At 66.8% G+C, this 15,623-nt stretch carries 10 protein-coding genes and 1 pseudogene; 9 read left to right on the plus strand and 2 right to left on the minus strand.

Going from position 1 to position 15,623, the window contains the following annotated elements:
* Both VD972_RS09460 and VD972_RS09465 read left to right on the plus strand, forming a co-directional pair.
* Nucleotides 1-489, plus strand: a pseudogene (locus tag VD972_RS09460) (sulfite dehydrogenase); the annotation flags it as partial.
* Nucleotides 482-1,021: a cytochrome c gene (locus VD972_RS09465; protein WP_324984171.1), complete on the plus strand. Its 540-nt coding sequence runs from the start codon at nucleotides 482-484 to the stop codon at nucleotides 1,019-1,021. The pseudogene VD972_RS09460 and the gene VD972_RS09465, both read left to right, overlap by 8 nt.
* 16 nt (nucleotides 1,022-1,037) lie before the next feature.
* On the opposite strand, the gene VD972_RS09470 is transcribed toward VD972_RS09465, so the two are convergent.
* Nucleotides 1,038-1,991: a hypothetical protein gene (locus VD972_RS09470; RefSeq protein ID WP_324984174.1), complete on the minus strand. Its 954-nt coding sequence runs from the start codon at nucleotides 1,989-1,991 to the stop codon at nucleotides 1,038-1,040.
* 140 nt (nucleotides 1,992-2,131) lie between these two features.
* Nucleotides 2,132-5,290, minus strand: a complete 3,159-nt coding sequence (locus VD972_RS09475; protein WP_324984177.1) for a discoidin domain-containing protein — start codon at nucleotides 5,288-5,290, stop codon at nucleotides 2,132-2,134.
* 199 nt (nucleotides 5,291-5,489) lie between these two features.
* Between VD972_RS09475 and VD972_RS09480 the strand changes: the two genes are divergently transcribed.
* From VD972_RS09480 to VD972_RS09510, 7 genes are read left to right on the plus strand one after another with little or no spacing between them, the layout of a single operon-like run.
* Complete coding sequence (locus VD972_RS09480; protein ID WP_324984180.1) at nucleotides 5,490-6,557, plus strand: LacI family DNA-binding transcriptional regulator; 1,068 nt, start codon at nucleotides 5,490-5,492, stop codon at nucleotides 6,555-6,557.
* A complete protein-coding gene (locus VD972_RS09485) occupies nucleotides 6,554-9,466 on the plus strand; it encodes a TonB-dependent receptor (protein WP_324984183.1) in 2,913 nt (970 codons plus the stop codon). Before VD972_RS09480 ends, VD972_RS09485 begins: the two co-directional genes overlap by 4 nt.
* 17 nt (nucleotides 9,467-9,483) lie before the next feature.
* Nucleotides 9,484-10,929, plus strand: coding sequence for a glucoamylase family protein (locus VD972_RS09490; RefSeq protein WP_324984186.1), 1,446 nt, complete (start codon nucleotides 9,484-9,486; stop codon nucleotides 10,927-10,929).
* Nucleotides 10,929-12,224 (plus strand): sugar ABC transporter substrate-binding protein, encoded by a 1,296-nt coding sequence (locus VD972_RS09495; protein ID WP_324984189.1) that lies wholly within the window; start codon nucleotides 10,929-10,931, stop codon nucleotides 12,222-12,224. Before VD972_RS09490 ends, VD972_RS09495 begins: the two co-directional genes overlap by 1 nt.
* Entirely contained in the window at nucleotides 12,221-13,099 is an 879-nt protein-coding gene (locus tag VD972_RS09500) for a sugar ABC transporter permease (protein ID WP_324984192.1), read from the plus strand. Before VD972_RS09495 ends, VD972_RS09500 begins: the two co-directional genes overlap by 4 nt.
* Nucleotides 13,096-13,917 (plus strand): carbohydrate ABC transporter permease, encoded by an 822-nt coding sequence (locus VD972_RS09505; RefSeq protein WP_324984195.1) that lies wholly within the window; start codon nucleotides 13,096-13,098, stop codon nucleotides 13,915-13,917. The genes VD972_RS09500 and VD972_RS09505 overlap by 4 nt, the downstream gene beginning before the upstream one ends.
* Nucleotides 13,918-13,976: 59 nt before the next feature.
* The gene (locus VD972_RS09510) at nucleotides 13,977-15,356 is read left to right on the plus strand and encodes a GH1 family beta-glucosidase (RefSeq protein WP_324984198.1); all 1,380 of its coding nucleotides are present in this window, start codon (nucleotides 13,977-13,979) and stop codon (nucleotides 15,354-15,356) included.
* Nucleotides 15,357-15,623: the final 267 nt, after the last annotated feature.

Consider the following 15,623-nt stretch of genomic DNA (forward strand, 5'->3'; position numbering starts at 1 on the left):
CGACTCCACGTCGTCGATCAGCCGGCGATGACCCGCGACGAGGTGGTCAGCTACACGGACCTGATGCCCGACGGGAAGGCGCGGTGGTTCAGCTTCGTGATGGAGGCCAAGTCCGTCATCACCCGTCCGGCCGGGGGGCAGAAGCTGTCGGGCCCCGGGTTCCATGAGATCTCAGGGCTGGCCTGGTCTGGCCGCGGACGGATTCGGAAGGTGGAGGTCTCCACGAATGGCGGTGTGAGCTGGGAGGTCGCCGAGCTCGAGGAACCGGTCCTCTCCAAGGCCTTCACCCGCTTCCATCTGCCGTGGCGATGGCGTGGAGAGGGCACGACCCTTCAATCCCGGTGCACCGACGAGACCGGATACCTTCAGCCCACCCGCGACGAGCTGGTCGCGGTTCGGGGGATGAAGCCCGGTCCAGATGGCTTCGACCACTACAACGGGATCAAGGTGTGGAAGGTCAAGAGCGATGGGACGGTGACTCATGCCTGACGTCCTGCTGCTGCTCTGGCTCGTCGGCGGGGGGACGGCCCCTCCCCGCTACGACATCGGCCGGGTCGCCAGGCCTGAGGAGATCCAGGCGAGCGATATCTCGGTCTTGCCGACCGGCGCCGGCCTTCCTCCCGGGCACGGAACGGCGCGGGAGGGAAAGAGCCTCTACGCCACGCTCTGCGCGACCTGCCACGGAGCCAACGGCGAGGGGCGAGACAGCTACGCCGCGCTCGTCGGTGGCCGCGGCAGCCTGAAGGACGAGGAGCCCCGGCTCACCGTCGGCAGCTATTGGCCCTTCGCCACCACCATCTGGGACTACATCCACCGGGCGATGCCCTATGTCGCGCCGGGCACTCTCACTCCCGACCAGGTCTACGCACTGACCGCCTTCCTGCTGCACGCGGACGGCATCATCGGCGAGGACACGGTGATGAACGAGCGGACGCTGCCGCTCGTGAAGATGCCGAACCGGGATGGCTTCGTTGCCGATCCCCGCCCTGACACCGGTCCGAAGAAGAACCCGCCGCGTTGATGGCCCGGGGGCCGTGCTACGAGCGGCCCGCGCGCGCCTCATCGAACGGGACTCGGAACGGCAGGTAGGCCTGGTCCAGCCGGTGAGTGCCGCTCATGCCATCGCCGTACTCGAAGTGACGCACCACCGCGCCTCTCCCCGCATCGCGCAGGAAGTCCAGCGGGCTGTCCCCGTCTCCCAGGCCGAACATCGTCGGCACCAGGTCCTTGTCATTCACGTAGTGCACGTACTGCGGCCCGTCCGGGTACTTGCAGGCCGCCGCCCCGAACGTCTCCACCTTCACCTGGCCCAGCAGCTTCTCCGCGTCCGCCTGCGACAGCCCGTCCTCGAGGCGCAGCCGGTTCGCCACGTCTCCCAGCGCCCGGCTCAGGATCAGCCCTCCCTGGCTGTGCCCCATCACGTGCACCGAGCGCCCCGCCTTGAGCTCCGAGTAGATCGTGTCCGCCATCGTGTCCACGGCGGGGTTGGTGCCCTTGTCCAGCTTGTCCTTCACGCTCTGGATCAGATCGCTCGCCATGCCCTCGGTGGCGTTGTGCACCCCGACGATCTTCGCCCCCGTCGTGTCCGCGATCTCCTGCATGCCATGGAACTGCGTGTCCTTCGTGTTCCCGATGCCGTTCACGTACAGGATCGTCTCGGAGGGGTTCGGGTTGTCGCTGGGCGTGACGCCCGGGATCTGGCTCAGCGGCGTGCCCGGGGCGAACGTCTGCCCCCCGGCCCCCACCAGCTGCCCGTCATGCACGCGGTCCGACTTGTCCCCGCCAAACAGATCCCCCAGCAACCCCGCCTTCTGCGCGACCTGATCCTCGAACCCATCCACGAACTGGCCGAGCTGCCGCCCCCCCTGCTCCACCCCCTGACGCACCGCGTTGGTCGCGTTGCTGACGACGTCCTGCGCCTTGTCCACGGTGTTCTGCACGCCGTTCTGCACGCGATTGATGAGGTTCAGGCCACGCTTGATCAGGTTCATGAGAGCCCCGGAGGCATTTCAGGGAAGGGGGTTTCTCATATTCTCGGAATGAACGGCCATAAGTTGCGTCCCGGGGAATCTGGAAGCCTGCCCGGCTGAACGGGGTGAGCCTCGCAGGGTGTTGAGCCCCAAGCAGCAGGTCAGCGCCCTTCTTTCCGGCGAATGAGGACGATGGTTGCCGGAGCGCGTGCGACCTTGAGCTCAGCGCCGTTCCACCTCGTGCGGCGACCGTCCACGAGCGCGTCAGACGCGCCGACAAGATCGGCCGGAATGACGAAACCGCCAGGCGGCCGGGCCGTTCCATGGAGGCTGATGGTCAGACGGTCACCATCCGCCCGCATGGCGAGGCTCAGCGCGCCCCACGGCGTGCGATAATTCTCGATACGCACTCCGTCATCGCGCAGCCAGCTCTCTGGAACGCCGGCGGCGATGACGAGCGCGTCGTCGTCGCGCCGGTCGTACACGAACAGATCGAGGGCCGAGCGGATGAAGTCGGAGGCAACCCAGCCATGCGGCATGTCGCCGATGAAGCGAGGCTCGCGCGGGTCGCGGCCCACGACCTCCGCCCACTGGTTCCAGGCGAGCGGGCGACGATCGTCCATGAAGAAATCGAGGGCCTGCCTGGCGCGGTCGCGGCGTCCGAGGCGGACGAACGCGCCAACGACGCGCCATTCATAAGGCGTGTAATCCTTCCAGGATGCAGCGCCGTCGCGTCGCTCCGTGAAGTTTCGCCAATAGCGATCGAACGTTCCTTCCAGGAGATCGGCAGGCAATTGACGGCGGAGTCCCCCGGGCGAGAGCGCGATCGTCGTCGAGGTGGCGTCGAAATCGCCCAGGTCGGCGGCGCCAGCGATATAGGGAATATCGAACCGGCGCGCAGTCATGCGCAGGGACGTCATCAGATCAGCACGGAACTCATCACGCTGTGCGGCAAGGCGCGCGCGTGCCTTGGCATCGCCGAACGTTGCCGCAAGCATGACGGCGTCCTCGAAGCCGCGCAGCGTCCAGAAATCGTCCCAGTAGGAATAGGCGGGCTTCGCCGAATAGCCTTCATGCGAAATGGAAGGTGGCATGAGTCCGAAGAGGTTGCGCCGCTCCGGCGAGGAGAGCTGGGACGGCATGCGCTCGGAGAGGCGCTGCTGATTCATGTACTGCGCCGCCGCCGCCACCTTCGGCCAGACGGACTGAAGCAGGGCGCGATCGCCGGTGTAACGCCAGACCTCCGCCGCCAGATGGATGAACTCGCCGTGACTGTCGTTCTCTGGCACGGGATCGGCTCCGCGCGCATCGACGCAGCAGGGGACCTTGCCGTTGGCGAAGAGATGCGCTGCGTACCAGCGCAGATAGGCTTTGGCTTCCTCCGCGTGACCCAGACGCAGAAGCGCCTCGGCGATCATGGCACCGTCGCGGATCCAGGAGCGCGCATAGGAGCGCGCGCCGGGACGCAGGATCGGCCCATCCTGCATGATGAGCATGTGCGCGAGCGAGGTGCGCAGCGCGTTCGTCACCTCGCGCCCTCCGCCGGCCGCATCCACCTGGGCGGCGGAGAGCTCCTTCCGCCAGAAGGCTGCGACGCGCGCCTCCTCTTGGTCGAGCCAGCTCTCGGGCGCCGTATGTGGCAAGGCAGGCGCGTCACCCGTCAGCGGCGCGACAATGCTGAGGCGCCTCTCGCCGAGTGGCGGCAGAACAACATCGTAGGCCAGCACACCAGAGGCGAGGCCCGTCTCGTCCTCAACCGCGCGCTCGCCTGCCGCATCGGCCCGCATGAGGCGTTGCGGATAGGCGCCGCCGTCGAACGTTGAAACGCCCGCCATGTCGGGGCGCTGGAGCGGGAAGATGCGACGCATGCCCGCGCTCATCCTCCCCCTATCCCACGCCATCGTACGGATCGGGCTTACGCCGCCCGGAGTGGTGAGAAACTGCGTCGGCGGATTGACCTGCAGCGGGCGAACGACCAGGGCAAGCCGCAGCGAGAGCGGCGCGTCGGTGAGATTCTTCAGCGTGTAGCGGCCGACGAGACGATCGTTCCCGCGCTCGCCGGCCACGAAGGCGTTGACCGTCAGCTGCCAGGAGGGACGCGTCCACTCCACGGCCGGCATCGGCAAGGAGTTGTCCGCGAGACGATGCGCGATCGCGGCGTCCGCCCAGCTTGTGATGCCTGTCGCGTCGGTGACGAAGGGCTCGATGGAAACGCCGCCGCGGCCGATCTCGAGCGCGCCGTCCTCCGACAAGAGCGCGCCGTCACCGCCGCCCTTGACGCCGATCAGCGTCCAGTAGCTCTGCTCGCCGACGAATCCGCGCGGATAGAGGCCGCGCGGCGCGCGGCGCGCCAGCATCGTGAGGAAGGCGTTCACATCGGCGCCGAACTCAAGCGGCTCGACGCGAATGTCCGCGAGTCCAAGACCCTGCCCGCTGGGATTCTGCATCCGGATGCGGATGAAGCGGGCTTCCGACTCCGTCGCCATGATCGGGTCTTCGCCGCCATCTCCGCCACGCACGCGGCGCAGCAGACGCCAGCTGAGCCCCTCGTCGGAGAGCTCGATGTCATAGTCGCGCGCGTGCGCGCCTGGCGACCAGGTGAGCGAAAGCCCACCGAACTCGCGCATGCGACCCAGATCGAGCGTCAGCGCCGGCGGGCCGCGGGTGGACGCAGGGCTGCGCCAGGCGGTCGCCGGATCGCTATCGACGGCGAGCGGCGCAAGCTCGTTCGCCGATGTTGCCCGCGCGGCGATCGGCGGCGGATCGCCGACATCGACCGGAAGACGCCGGATCACGAGCTGATCTATCTCGAACCATCCCGCGCCGCCGCCGCTGCCCGCGCTGACCACGAATTCGATCGCCGCTCCGCGGCGCAACGTCTTGTCCGCAGTGGGCCCCCAGGCGAAGGAGATCTGGCGTCTCTTGATGCGCACTTCGCGCCACTCGCGATGGACGCGGAAGTCGCGCCGGACGTGCCACCAGACATTATCGCCGCTGGCGTCAACCAGCTTGAACTCGAGATTGTTGGGCGCTGCCTCGCCGCGCACGAGAAAGGTGATCTCGAAATTGTCCGGCAGGTCGAGCGGAAGGTCGCGATGCGCGAATGCGTAGCCGGCGGATGGGCCCAGATCGAAGGACAGCTGGAGCGCGCCGCCCTTCTCGCCCGGCGTCGGCGCTTTCGAGACGGAGACGCCGTCCGACGCCGCCACCCGCCAGGGCGTGATGTCGTCGAATGTGTCGAGCATCATCGGCGCGCGCGCATCAGGCGCGGCCGCAGCGAGGAGGAGTAGCGCGCTGGCGGCGGCCACACCCGCCATCATGGCCACTCCCTCTCTGCCTGCTTCAGGTCATTGGCAAGGAGAGCATTCGTCATGAGTGTCTCGGAGTCTCCCTCAGTTGGGCACGAAGTGAGAGTCACTTCGCGGCGCGGAGCCGCGGCGAGGGGCCCTCTCGCCGCGCAGCGTCATCAAGAAAACGTTTACTCAGAGCGGGAAAACGTTTACATGGCTGCTCCAGGCCATGGCCAGAATCGCGCGCGGCGGATCGCAAGCCAGCATCAAGGACGTGGCTCGCAAGGCCCGCGTCTCCATCGCTTCGGTGTCGCGCGTCATGAACGACCATGACAGCGTGGGCGCGGAGACGCGCGAGCGCGTGCTGGCCGCGGTGCGTTCCCTCCACTACGTGCCGCATAGCGGGGCGCGCAGCCTGATCACCCAGCGGACGAACGTCGTCGGCGTCCTGTTGCCGGATCTGCACGGCGAGTTCTTCTCGGAGCTCATCCGCGGCATTGATGCCGTGGCGCGCCTCCGGCGCCTGCAGCTCTTGCTGTCGAGCACGCACGGTGATGCGGCGGAGCTTGCTGTCGCCATCCGCACCATGCGCGGCAGGGTGGATGGGCTCCTGGTCATGTCGCCACACGTCGATGCTGCGCTCCTGGACAAGAACCTGCCCAGCGCCCTGCCGATCGTGCTCCTCAACAGCCCGCTGGAGGACGCCCGACACTCGACGCTGACCATCGACAGCTACCGCGGTGCACGCGCCATGGTCAGCCATCTGGTCGGGCGCGGTCACCGGCGGATCGCGCACGTGGCGGGGCCGGAGCTCAACCTCGACGCCCAGGAGCGTCTGCGAGGCTATCGCGACGAGCTGGCGTCCTCTCTACCAAGGGTCGCACCACAGGTGCTGCCTGGAAACTTCAGCGAGAAATCGGGTTACCTCGCCGGGCGACTCCTGGCCGCCCAACCTGACCGCCCCGACGCAGTCTTTGCTGCCAACGATGTGATCGCGGTCGGTTGCATGGTGGCCTTCCGAGAGGCCGGTCTGCGCGTCCCCGACGACATCGCCGTGGCTGGGTTCGACGACATCCCGCTCGCCTCGCTGGTCAGCCCCGCTCTGACCACGGTGCGAGTCCAGATCGCGGATCTCGGCCAGTCCGCGCTGGAGCAGCTCCTGCTCAGCATCGAGAGCCCGACGCGATCACGGCCGGTGTCGCGCGCTCTGGTGCCCGAAGTGGTGGTTCGCGAGTCTTGCGGCGTCGAGAAGCCGCCCAAACGACGCTCCCGGCGTCAAGCAGCGAGGTTGCCATGAACAGGAAGCAGGGCAGCAGGGTCGACCAGAGGTGGAGCGTACTGGGCGTCGTCATGTTGCTGGCGGCCACGCCGGCGCTCGCGCAGAAGACGACGGCGACCATCCGGGTTGGCCTCAGCTCGGCCAGCGGTGCGACCACCGGCGTGTCCGTGCTCGCGGTGAATACGAACACCGGCTCCTCGGCGAAAGGGACTGTGCGCGCGGACGGCTCTCACCTCCTGACCGGCTTGGAGCCCGGTGAGTACGTGATCACCGCGACCCAGCCTGACGGCAAGGAGGTGTACCGGACGGTCACCGTGCAGGTCGGCCAGACGGTGGACCTGGACATCAACCTCGCGGAGGAGGTGCCGCTCGATCTCGGCCAGAGCGAGACCATCGTCGTCCAAGGGAAGACGACAGAGAGCTCGACGGCCGAGGTCGCCACCAACGTCAGCCGCGAAGAGATCGAGAACCTTCCCCAGGGCAACCGCAACTTCCTCAACTTCGCGGCCCTGGCGCCTGGCGTTCGCCTCTCCAACGACGAGCTCAAGAAGAACTACTCGTCCGGCGCTCTCGAGGCGAGCAACACCAACGTCTTCGTGGACGGTGTGAGCCTCAAGAACAACGTCATCGAAGGCGGGGTGGTGGGTCAGGATTCAAGCCGCGGAAACCCCTTTCCCCAGCTCGCGGTCAGCGGATTCCGGGTGATCACCCAGAACTACAAGGCCGAGTACGAGCAGGCCAGCGGCGCGATCATCTCCGCGATCACGCGCTCGGGCGGAAACGACTTCCACGGCGACCTCTTCCTCACCTTTCAGAACAAGGCCCTGGCGGCCCGGAACTCCTTCGACGTGGAGCGGGGTGATCTGGAGCGGCCCGATCTGCTGCGCTCACAGTTCGGGGCTGCACTCGGTGGCCCCCTGGTGAAGGACAAGCTGCACTTCTTCGCGACCTATGAGGGCAACCTTCAGGACCGCTCGAACCAGGTGACGATGGGCAATCCCACACCGGAGAACCTGAGCCAGTTCGGCGAGTTCCAGGGCAGCTTCGGGAGCCCCTTCCGCGAGCACCTCGGCTTCGGGAAGCTGACCTGGCGGCCGGCCGGCAACCAGACCGTGGATCTCAGCGCCAGCATCCGGAGAGAGACCGACATCCGCAGCTTCGGCGGATTGGTGGGGTTCGAGGGTGCCGAGAACGTGCGAAACAATGTGATCACCGCCGCGGTCAGGCATCAGCTGCGGCTGGGGGCGCTGACGAATGAAGCCACGTTCCAGTACCTCGACTCGCAGTTCAACCCGACCGCCGCGACCCCCGGCGTGGTGGGGCGAGACTACCAGGGCGTCATCCGGCTTGGCGGCCGCGACACCAGCCAGGACATCGGCCAGCAGGCGTTCACGTTGCGCGATGACGCGACGTTCGCGAACTTCGAGTGGGCCGGCCAGCACGTCGTGAAAACCGGCGCCAAGCTCTCCTTCCAGAAGTACCAGATCGAGCGCACGCTCTTCGGGAACCCTGTCTTCCGCTTCCGCCAGGACGCCGCCAACAACCTCAGCTACGACTTCCCGTTCGAAGCCGCCTATGGCGTCGGCGACCCGAAGATGACGGCCAACAACACGCAGCTCGGCGTGTACGTCCAGGACGACTGGGAGATCGCCAGGAGGCTCACCTTGAACGTGGGCCTCCGGTGGGATGTCGAGACCCACCCGCTGAACAACGATTACGTGACTCCCGAGGATGTTCGCGCGGCGGTGGAGGAGCTCGCGCGCCTGGTCGAGCCCACGAACGGGCCCGACTTCTTCCGGGTCGAGAACTACGTCTCCAACGGTCAGCAGCGCCCCATCTTCCTGGGGGCGATACAGCCGCGGCTCGGCGTGGCGTTCGACGTGCGGGACAACGGACACACGGTCCTCTTCGCTGGCGCTGGGCGCTACTACGACCGCACGCTGTTCAACACCGCGGTGGACGAGCGGCTTCGCCTTCAGTACCAGGTCCGCACCTTCCAGTTCTCGCAGGATGGCTCCCCCCGCAATGGTCAGCCGACGATCGCCTGGCGGTCCGAGTACCTGAGCAAGGAGGGGCTCGATTCGCTGATCGACCAAGGCGTGGCACCGGCACCGGAGATCTTCCTGCTCGAGAACGACACCAAACCGCAGTTCAGCGACCAGTTCAGCACGGGTGTCCGGCAGCAGCTCGGACCGGTCAACACCTCGGTGACGCTCACGTACATCCGCAGCCAGAACGGCGTCGGCTTCTACCCCGCGAACCGCAGGTCGACGGGCAACCGTGACTTCATTCCTACGCCGGGCGGCTTCGGCAATGTCATCATCTCGGTCGACGACCGGACCTCTTCCTACAGAGGCGTGCAGGTCTCTGCGGAGAAGCCCTACTCGAGCGAGCTCTCGAAGTGGGGCCTTCAGTGGGGCGCGTCCCTGGCCTACACCCTGGGCTTCGCGGAGGAGCGCGGGACGAGCTTCAACTTCGACTACCCAACCGTCAAGGACACCCCGATCACTCCCACCACGACCGACGAGCGTCACCGCCTCGTGCTCTCCGGCATCGTGGGGCTGCCGCTGCAGTTCAAGCTATCCACGGTGATCACGCTCGGATCCGGGCTGCCCTTCAACATCTCCGATGCGTCCAAGGGCTTTGGACCCACCGAGTTCGTGTTCAGCCGCAATGGAGGCCGAGCGGAGGGCTTCGTTCAGTTCAGCCAGGTGGACGTCCGGCTGGCGAAGGACTTCGTGATCTCCGAAGGGCGCCGGATCAGCGCCTTCGCTGAGTGCTTCAACCTCTTCAACGCCAAGAACTTCGGCGGATACGACGGGTTCATCCCGCCGTCGACAGACCCTGAGAACCCGAAGTTCGGCCAGCCCTCCTCCCTGGTGGCTCCGCCGCGCAACGTCCAGTTCGGCATGGGCTACAGCTTCTGAAGAGGAGCCTCCCCTTGATGGCACGCCCAGGCCGCCGCCCGCTTCTCTCTGCCGTGGCCGCTGCGTTGCTCCTCCCGAGCGCAGTGGCGGGCTGCGCCGACAGCCACCCGAACCGGCGCTCGCCCCCGAGCGCCACGCACGTCTCATCGCAAGAGCTGCTGGATGACCTGGAGGCGCGGACCTTCCGCTTCTTCTGGGAGACAGCGAACCCGGAGAACGGTCTGCTCCCGGATCGGTATCCGAGCCCGTCCTTCAGCAGCATCGCCGCGGTCGGCTTCGGCCTGACGGCGTACGGCATTGGCGTGGAGCGCGGCTACGTGAGCCGCGAAGCCGCCCGCGACCGGGTGCTCACTACGCTGCGCTTCCTCCACTCCGCGCCACAGGGCCCCGAGGCCAGTGGAGTGAGCGGCCACCGGGGTTTCTTCTACCACTTCCTGGACATGAAGTCGGGGCACCGCTTCGAGGAGACCGAGCTCTCCACCATCGACACCGCCTTGCTCCTCGGGGGGGTGCTGTTCGCGCAGTCCTACTTCGACGGCTCCCAGCCTCAGGAAGCAGAGATCCGGAAGCTGGCCGACGAGCTCTATCGCAGGGTCGACTGGCGCTGGGCGCAGGCCCGCCCTCCCGCCATTTCGCATGGCTGGTCACCGGAGGCCGGCTTCATCGCGTATGACTGGAGGGGCTACAACGAGGCGATGTTGCTGGTGCTCCTCGCCCTGGGCTCGCCGACGTTTCCCGTCGAGCCGGCTGCCTGGCAGGAGTGGGTCTCCGGCTACGAGGAGACTTGGGGCACCTTCTTCGGCCAGGAGCATCTGGGCTTCCCTCCCCTCTTCGGTCACCAGTACAGCCATGTGTGGGTGGACTTCCGCGGCATCCAGGACGGCTACATGCGCGGCCGCGGGATGGACTACTTCGAGAACAGCCGGCGGGCCACGTATGCACAGCGCGCGTATGCGATGACCCATCCCGAGGGCTGGAAGGGGTACGGCCAGGACATCTGGGGGTGGACCGCCTGCGACGGGCCGGCCGACGTGGAGCTCGACTACCAAGGGAAGCGTCGGATGTTTCGCAGCTACTCGGCCCGTGGCCCGGGGCTCCATGACGATGGCACCCTGGCGCCCACTGCAGCCGCCGCGTCCATCCCGTTCGCACCCGAGATCGCGATCCCGGCGGTCCTGGAGATGCACCGCCGCTACGGCGAGCACATCTATTCCACCTACGGCTTCCTGGACTCCTTCAATCCCAGCTTCGCGTACGACGTCCCGCTCCAGGAGGGCCGTCGGGTGCCGGGCTTCGGTTGGGTGGCTGACGACTATCTCGGCATCGACCAGGGGCCGATCATTGCCATGATCGAGAACCACCGGAGCCAGCTCGTGTGGCGGGTGATGCGCAAGAACCCCTACCTCCGTGCAGGCCTCAAGCGCGCGGGGTTCCAGGGCGGCTGGCTCGAGGAGCAGAAGTGATGGTGGCTGGCGCGGGGTCACCGGGGCTGGGAGCCCGCTGGCTCTCCATTACGGCGCTCGTGTGCTGCATGGCCGCCTGCGCCAGACCTGACTCGGGTGTGATCGTGCTCGAGTTCTGGGCGATGGGTCGGGAAGGTGAAGTGGTGGCCGAGCTGACGCGTGGCTTCGAGGCGAGCCATCCCGGGATCCGCGTCAACGTGCAGCAGCTGCCCTGGCAGGGGGCGCACGAAAAACTCCTGACCGCGTTCGTGGGAGACGCGACGCCCGACCTGGCGCAGATGGGAAACACCTGGGTTCCCGAGTTCGCCACGCTCGGAGCGCTCGCCGCCCTGGATCCGTCCGCCGCGGCGTCGACCGTCGTCGAACAGGAGGACTACTTTCCCGGCATCTGGGATACCAACGTCATCAACGACCGGCTCTTCGGCATCCCCTGGTATGTCGACACGCGGCTGCTCTTCTATCGGCGCGACCTCCTGGCCCAGGCTGGCTTTGCTCACCCGCCCAGGAGCTGGGACGAGTGGAGGGAGATGCTCATCGCCATCAAGCGACTGCCTGGCGCGGATCACTATTCGATCCTGGTGCCGCTCAACGAGTTCGAGCCGCTGCTCCTCCTCGGCCTTCAGCAGGAAGAGCCCCTCCTGCGCGATGGCGGTCGCTGGGGCAACTTTCGCAGCCAGGGCTTCCGGCGCGCCCTTGGCTTCTACCTGGAGCTGTTCGAGAAGGAGCTGGCTCCGCGCGCAACCAACACCCAGATCGCGAACGTCTGGAACGAGTTTGCTCGCGGATATTTCGCCTTCTACATCACCGGTCCCTGGAACATCGCCGAGTTCAAGCGCCGTCTGCCCAAGGAGCTCCAGGGAGCCTGGATGACGGCGCCGCTGCCCGGCCCCAACGGCCCTGGCCTGTCGAATGCCGGTGGCTCAAGCCTGGTGGTGTTCGCGGACTCCCGGCGCAAGGAGGCATCCTGGAAGCTCATCGAGTACCTGTCGCAGCCCGAGGTCCAGCGTCGCTTCTACGCGCTGTCCGGCGACCTGCCGCCCCGGCGGTCGAGCTGGGATGACTCGGCGCTCAGCGGCGATCGCTACGCTGCCGCGTTCCGGGAGCAGCTCGAGCGGGTCGAGCCCACCCCCAAGGTGCCGGAGTGGGAGCGCATCGCCACCGAGATGAGAATCGTCGCAGAGCAGGCGGCGCACGGCGGCCTGACTGTCGACGCCGCCGCCGCGGAGCTGGATGAGCGCGCCGATCGCATCCTGGAGAAGCGGCGCTGGATCCTGGCGCGGGAGGCCGGCGAGTGAAGACTGCGCACGCCGGGTGGGTGTTCGTGACGCCCGCCCTGCTCATGATCGCCGTCTTCTTCCTCCTGCCTGTCCTGGCTGCGCTCGGCCTCAGCCTGACGGACTTCGACATCTACGCCCTGGCCCAGCTCGACAACCTTCGTTTCGTCGGGGGAGGCAACTATCTGCGCCTGCTCCAGACGCCGCTCTTCTGGAAGGCGCTCGGAAACACGCTCTTCTTCGTCCTCGCCGGTGTTCCACTCTCGATCGCGGTCTCGCTTGCCGCGGCGCTGCTCCTTCACTCGGCGGTGGCGCGCGGCAAGGCGATCTTCCGTACGGCGCTCTTCGCACCGGTCGTGACGACCCTGGTCGCGGTCGGGGTTATCTGGAACTACCTGCTGCACACCCGCTACGGCCTCATCAACGACCTTCTCGGGCGGGTCGGCATCCACCCGATTGACTGGCTGGGCGATCCCCGCTGGGCCATGCCGGCGATCATCCTGTTCGCGGTGTGGAAGAACTTCGGCTTCAACATGGTGATCTTCCTGGCTGCGTTACAGAGCATTCCGGAGGAGCTGTACGAGGCTTCGCGCATCGAGGGCGCCTCGGCCCTCCAGCAGCTGCGCTTCGTCACCCTGCCCGCGCTCGCTCCCACGCTGGTTCTGGTCAGCATCCTGACCATGGCGGGCTACTTCCAGCTCTTCGCAGAGCCCTACGTGATGACGCAGGGTGGCCCGCTGCAGAGCACGACCAGCGTCCTCTATTTCATGTACGAGGAGGGCTTCAAGTGGTGGAACCTCGGCTCCGCCTCGGCGGTGGCTTTCCTCCTCTTTCTTCTCATGTTCGCCGTGACCCTGGTGCAGTCCTTCGCCCTTCGCCGCTGGAGTGAGCCATGACGCTGAGGTCACAGGCCCTCCTGGTGAATGCAGCCTTGCTCGCAGCCGCGGCGGTCAGCCTGGGTCCCCTCTTGTGGATGGTGTCGGCGTCCTTCATGGCGCCGGGAGAGGCGAGCAGCGCTCCACCGCCATTGCTCCCTCGCGCGGCCACGCTCGAGAACTACCACCAGCTCTTCGCCCAGACCGGTATGGGCCGCAGCTTCGCCAACAGCCTGTTCCTGGCCACGGCGGCCACCCTGCTCTCGCTCGTCTTCAACGTCAGCGCGGGATATGCGTTCGCCAAGCTGCGCTTCGCTGGCCGCGAGCGGCTCTTCCGGATCCTGCTGGGGGCTCTCATCATCCCCGCGCAGGTCGCCATGATTCCCCTGTTCCTGCTGCTCAAGCACCTGGGGCTCGTCAACACGTACCTGGGCGTGCTGCTCCCGTCGGTGGCGAATGTCTTCGGCATCTTCCTCGTGCGCCAGTACGCGCTCTCCCTTCCGGACGAGATGCTCGAGGCGGCTCGCATCGACGGAGCGGGCGAGCTCCGCCTCTTCTGGTCGATCGTGCTCCCGTCGCTGAGTCCGATCCTGGTGACCCTGGCGATCTTCACCTTCCTCGGCTCGTGGAATGACTTTCTCTGGCCGCTCATCGTGCTCACCGATGACGACCGCCACACGCTGCCAGTGGCGCTGGCTTCGCTGACGCGAGAGCACGTGCAGGACAGCGAGCTGATGATGGCCGGCGGCGTCATCACGGTGCTGCCTGTCCTGGTGCTGTTCCTGGTGCTGCAGCGCTACTACATCCAGGGCCTCCTGGCGGGGAGCGTCAAGGGATGAAGCCGCGCCGGAGCGATCGCTGCCCCTGAGATCACCCTCCCTCCTTGAATGAATCGAACATGACCAAGACCATCGAGTTTCCACGCGGATTCCTCTGGGGCAGCGCCACCTCGGCCTATCAGATCGAGGGCTCGCCGCTCGCCGACGGAGCGGGCCCCAGCATCTGGCAGCGCTTCCTGCACACGCCTGGCCTGACGCCCAGCGGCGATACCGGCGATGTGGCCTGTGATCACTACCGGCGCTACGCGAGTGACGTGGCGCTCATGCGCGAGCTGGGGATGCAGGCGTATCGCTTCAGCGTCTCCTGGAGCCGCATCCTGCCCCACGGCAAGGGCGCCGTGAACCCGGCCGGCCTCGACTTCTACGACCGGCTCGTGGATGCGCTGCTGGAGAACGGCATCGAGCCGCTCATCACGCTCTTTCACTGGGATCTGCCTGCCGCCCTCGACGATCTCGGTGGCTGGCTCAATCCCGATATCGCGGGCTGGTTCGCCGACTACGGGACCACGCTGTTCCGCAGGCTCGACGACCGGGTAAAGAAGTGGGCGACGCTGAATGAGCCGTGGGTCGTGACCGACGGCGGCTACTTGCACGGCCCGCTCGCCCCGGGTCACAGGAATCTGTTCGAGGCCCCGATCGCCTCGCGAAACCTCATGCGGGCGCACGGCGCGGCGGTCCAGGCCTATCGTGCCGCGGGCAAGCACGAGATAGGCCTGGTGGTGAATCTCGAGCCCAAGTATCCCGCCTCGGACAGCGCGGCCGACCTGGCGGCCACCGCTCGAGCCGACGCGTATATGAACCGGCAGTACCTCGATCCCGCGCTGCTGGGAAGCTGCCCGGACGCCGAGCTGACGGAGATCTTCGGCGAGGCGTGGCAGCCCTGGTCAGCGGAGGCGCTGAAGCTGGCCCGGCAGCCCATCGACTTTCTCGGCATCAACTACTACACGCGCAGCGTGACGCGCTTTGACGAGCTCGCCTGGCCGCAGCGGGCCGCGCCGGTGCGACAGAAGGGGGCCACGTACACCGAGACGGGATGGGAGGTGTTCGCGCAGGGCCTCATCGACACGCTCGAGATGGTGAAGAAGCGCTACGGACCTATTCCGCTCTACATCACCGAGAACGGTGCCGCCTTCTTCGATCCTCCGGTCGCCGAGGGCAACCGCGTCCGCGATCCGCTGCGAATCGATTACCTGCGCAAGCACCTGACAGCCGTCCATACCGCCATCCAGCGGGGAATCGACGTGCGCGGCTACATGCTCTGGTCTTTGTTCGACAATCTCGAGTGGTCGCTCGGCTTCTCCAAGCGGTTCGGCATCGTCCACGTCGATTTCGAGAGCCTGAAGCGAACTCCCAAGGACAGCGCGCGCTTCTACTCGCGCGTGATCGCCACCCACGGCGCTGCCCTGGGCGAGGATCCAGACAGCCCTCACGTTCGCTGAGCCCAGCCGGGACCCGGGGCCCCCATGGGTCACCGCTTGCTGACGCTGATGGGACGCACATCAGCCGCCTGAGCCGGCGTGTGCCCCACGGGGTTGCACTGCCTCTCCTCTGACCTGCCACGCGGCCCATGGGCACACGGCAGCAGCCCTCCCCTACTTCTCTGCACCAGCACGCCACCCTCAACAGGGCCCCCATCTGTCCTATGCTCCCCACCCACGCCCTAACTAGCGGTCCGCTAGAATGTCTCGATCGACAAGAGCGTGCCT

Origin of the sequence: Hyalangium sp. (genome assembly GCF_035629615.1) — a bacterium.
In the GTDB taxonomy this organism is placed as follows: Bacteria; Myxococcota; Myxococcia; order Myxococcales; family Myxococcaceae; genus Hyalangium.

What these genes read in the sequence shown, in the direction of transcription:
- VD972_RS09465 (WP_324984171.1), top strand. Translation starts at nt 482, where the DNA reads ATGCCTGACGTCCTGCTGCTGCTCTGGCTCGTCGGCGGGGGGACGGCC.
- VD972_RS09470 (WP_324984174.1), bottom strand. Translation starts at nt 1,991, where the DNA reads ATGAACCTGATCAAGCGTGGCCTGAACCTCATCAATCGCGTGCAGAAC.
- VD972_RS09475 (WP_324984177.1), bottom strand. Translation starts at nt 5,290, where the DNA reads ATGATGGCGGGTGTGGCCGCCGCCAGCGCGCTACTCCTCCTCGCTGCG.
- VD972_RS09480 (WP_324984180.1), top strand. Translation starts at nt 5,490, where the DNA reads ATGGCCAGAATCGCGCGCGGCGGATCGCAAGCCAGCATCAAGGACGTG.
- VD972_RS09485 (WP_324984183.1), top strand. Translation starts at nt 6,554, where the DNA reads ATGAACAGGAAGCAGGGCAGCAGGGTCGACCAGAGGTGGAGCGTACTG.
- VD972_RS09490 (WP_324984186.1), top strand. Translation starts at nt 9,484, where the DNA reads ATGGCACGCCCAGGCCGCCGCCCGCTTCTCTCTGCCGTGGCCGCTGCG.
- VD972_RS09495 (WP_324984189.1), top strand. Translation starts at nt 10,929, where the DNA reads ATGGTGGCTGGCGCGGGGTCACCGGGGCTGGGAGCCCGCTGGCTCTCC.
- VD972_RS09505 (WP_324984195.1), top strand. Translation starts at nt 13,096, where the DNA reads ATGACGCTGAGGTCACAGGCCCTCCTGGTGAATGCAGCCTTGCTCGCA.
- VD972_RS09510 (WP_324984198.1), top strand. Translation starts at nt 13,977, where the DNA reads ATGACCAAGACCATCGAGTTTCCACGCGGATTCCTCTGGGGCAGCGCC.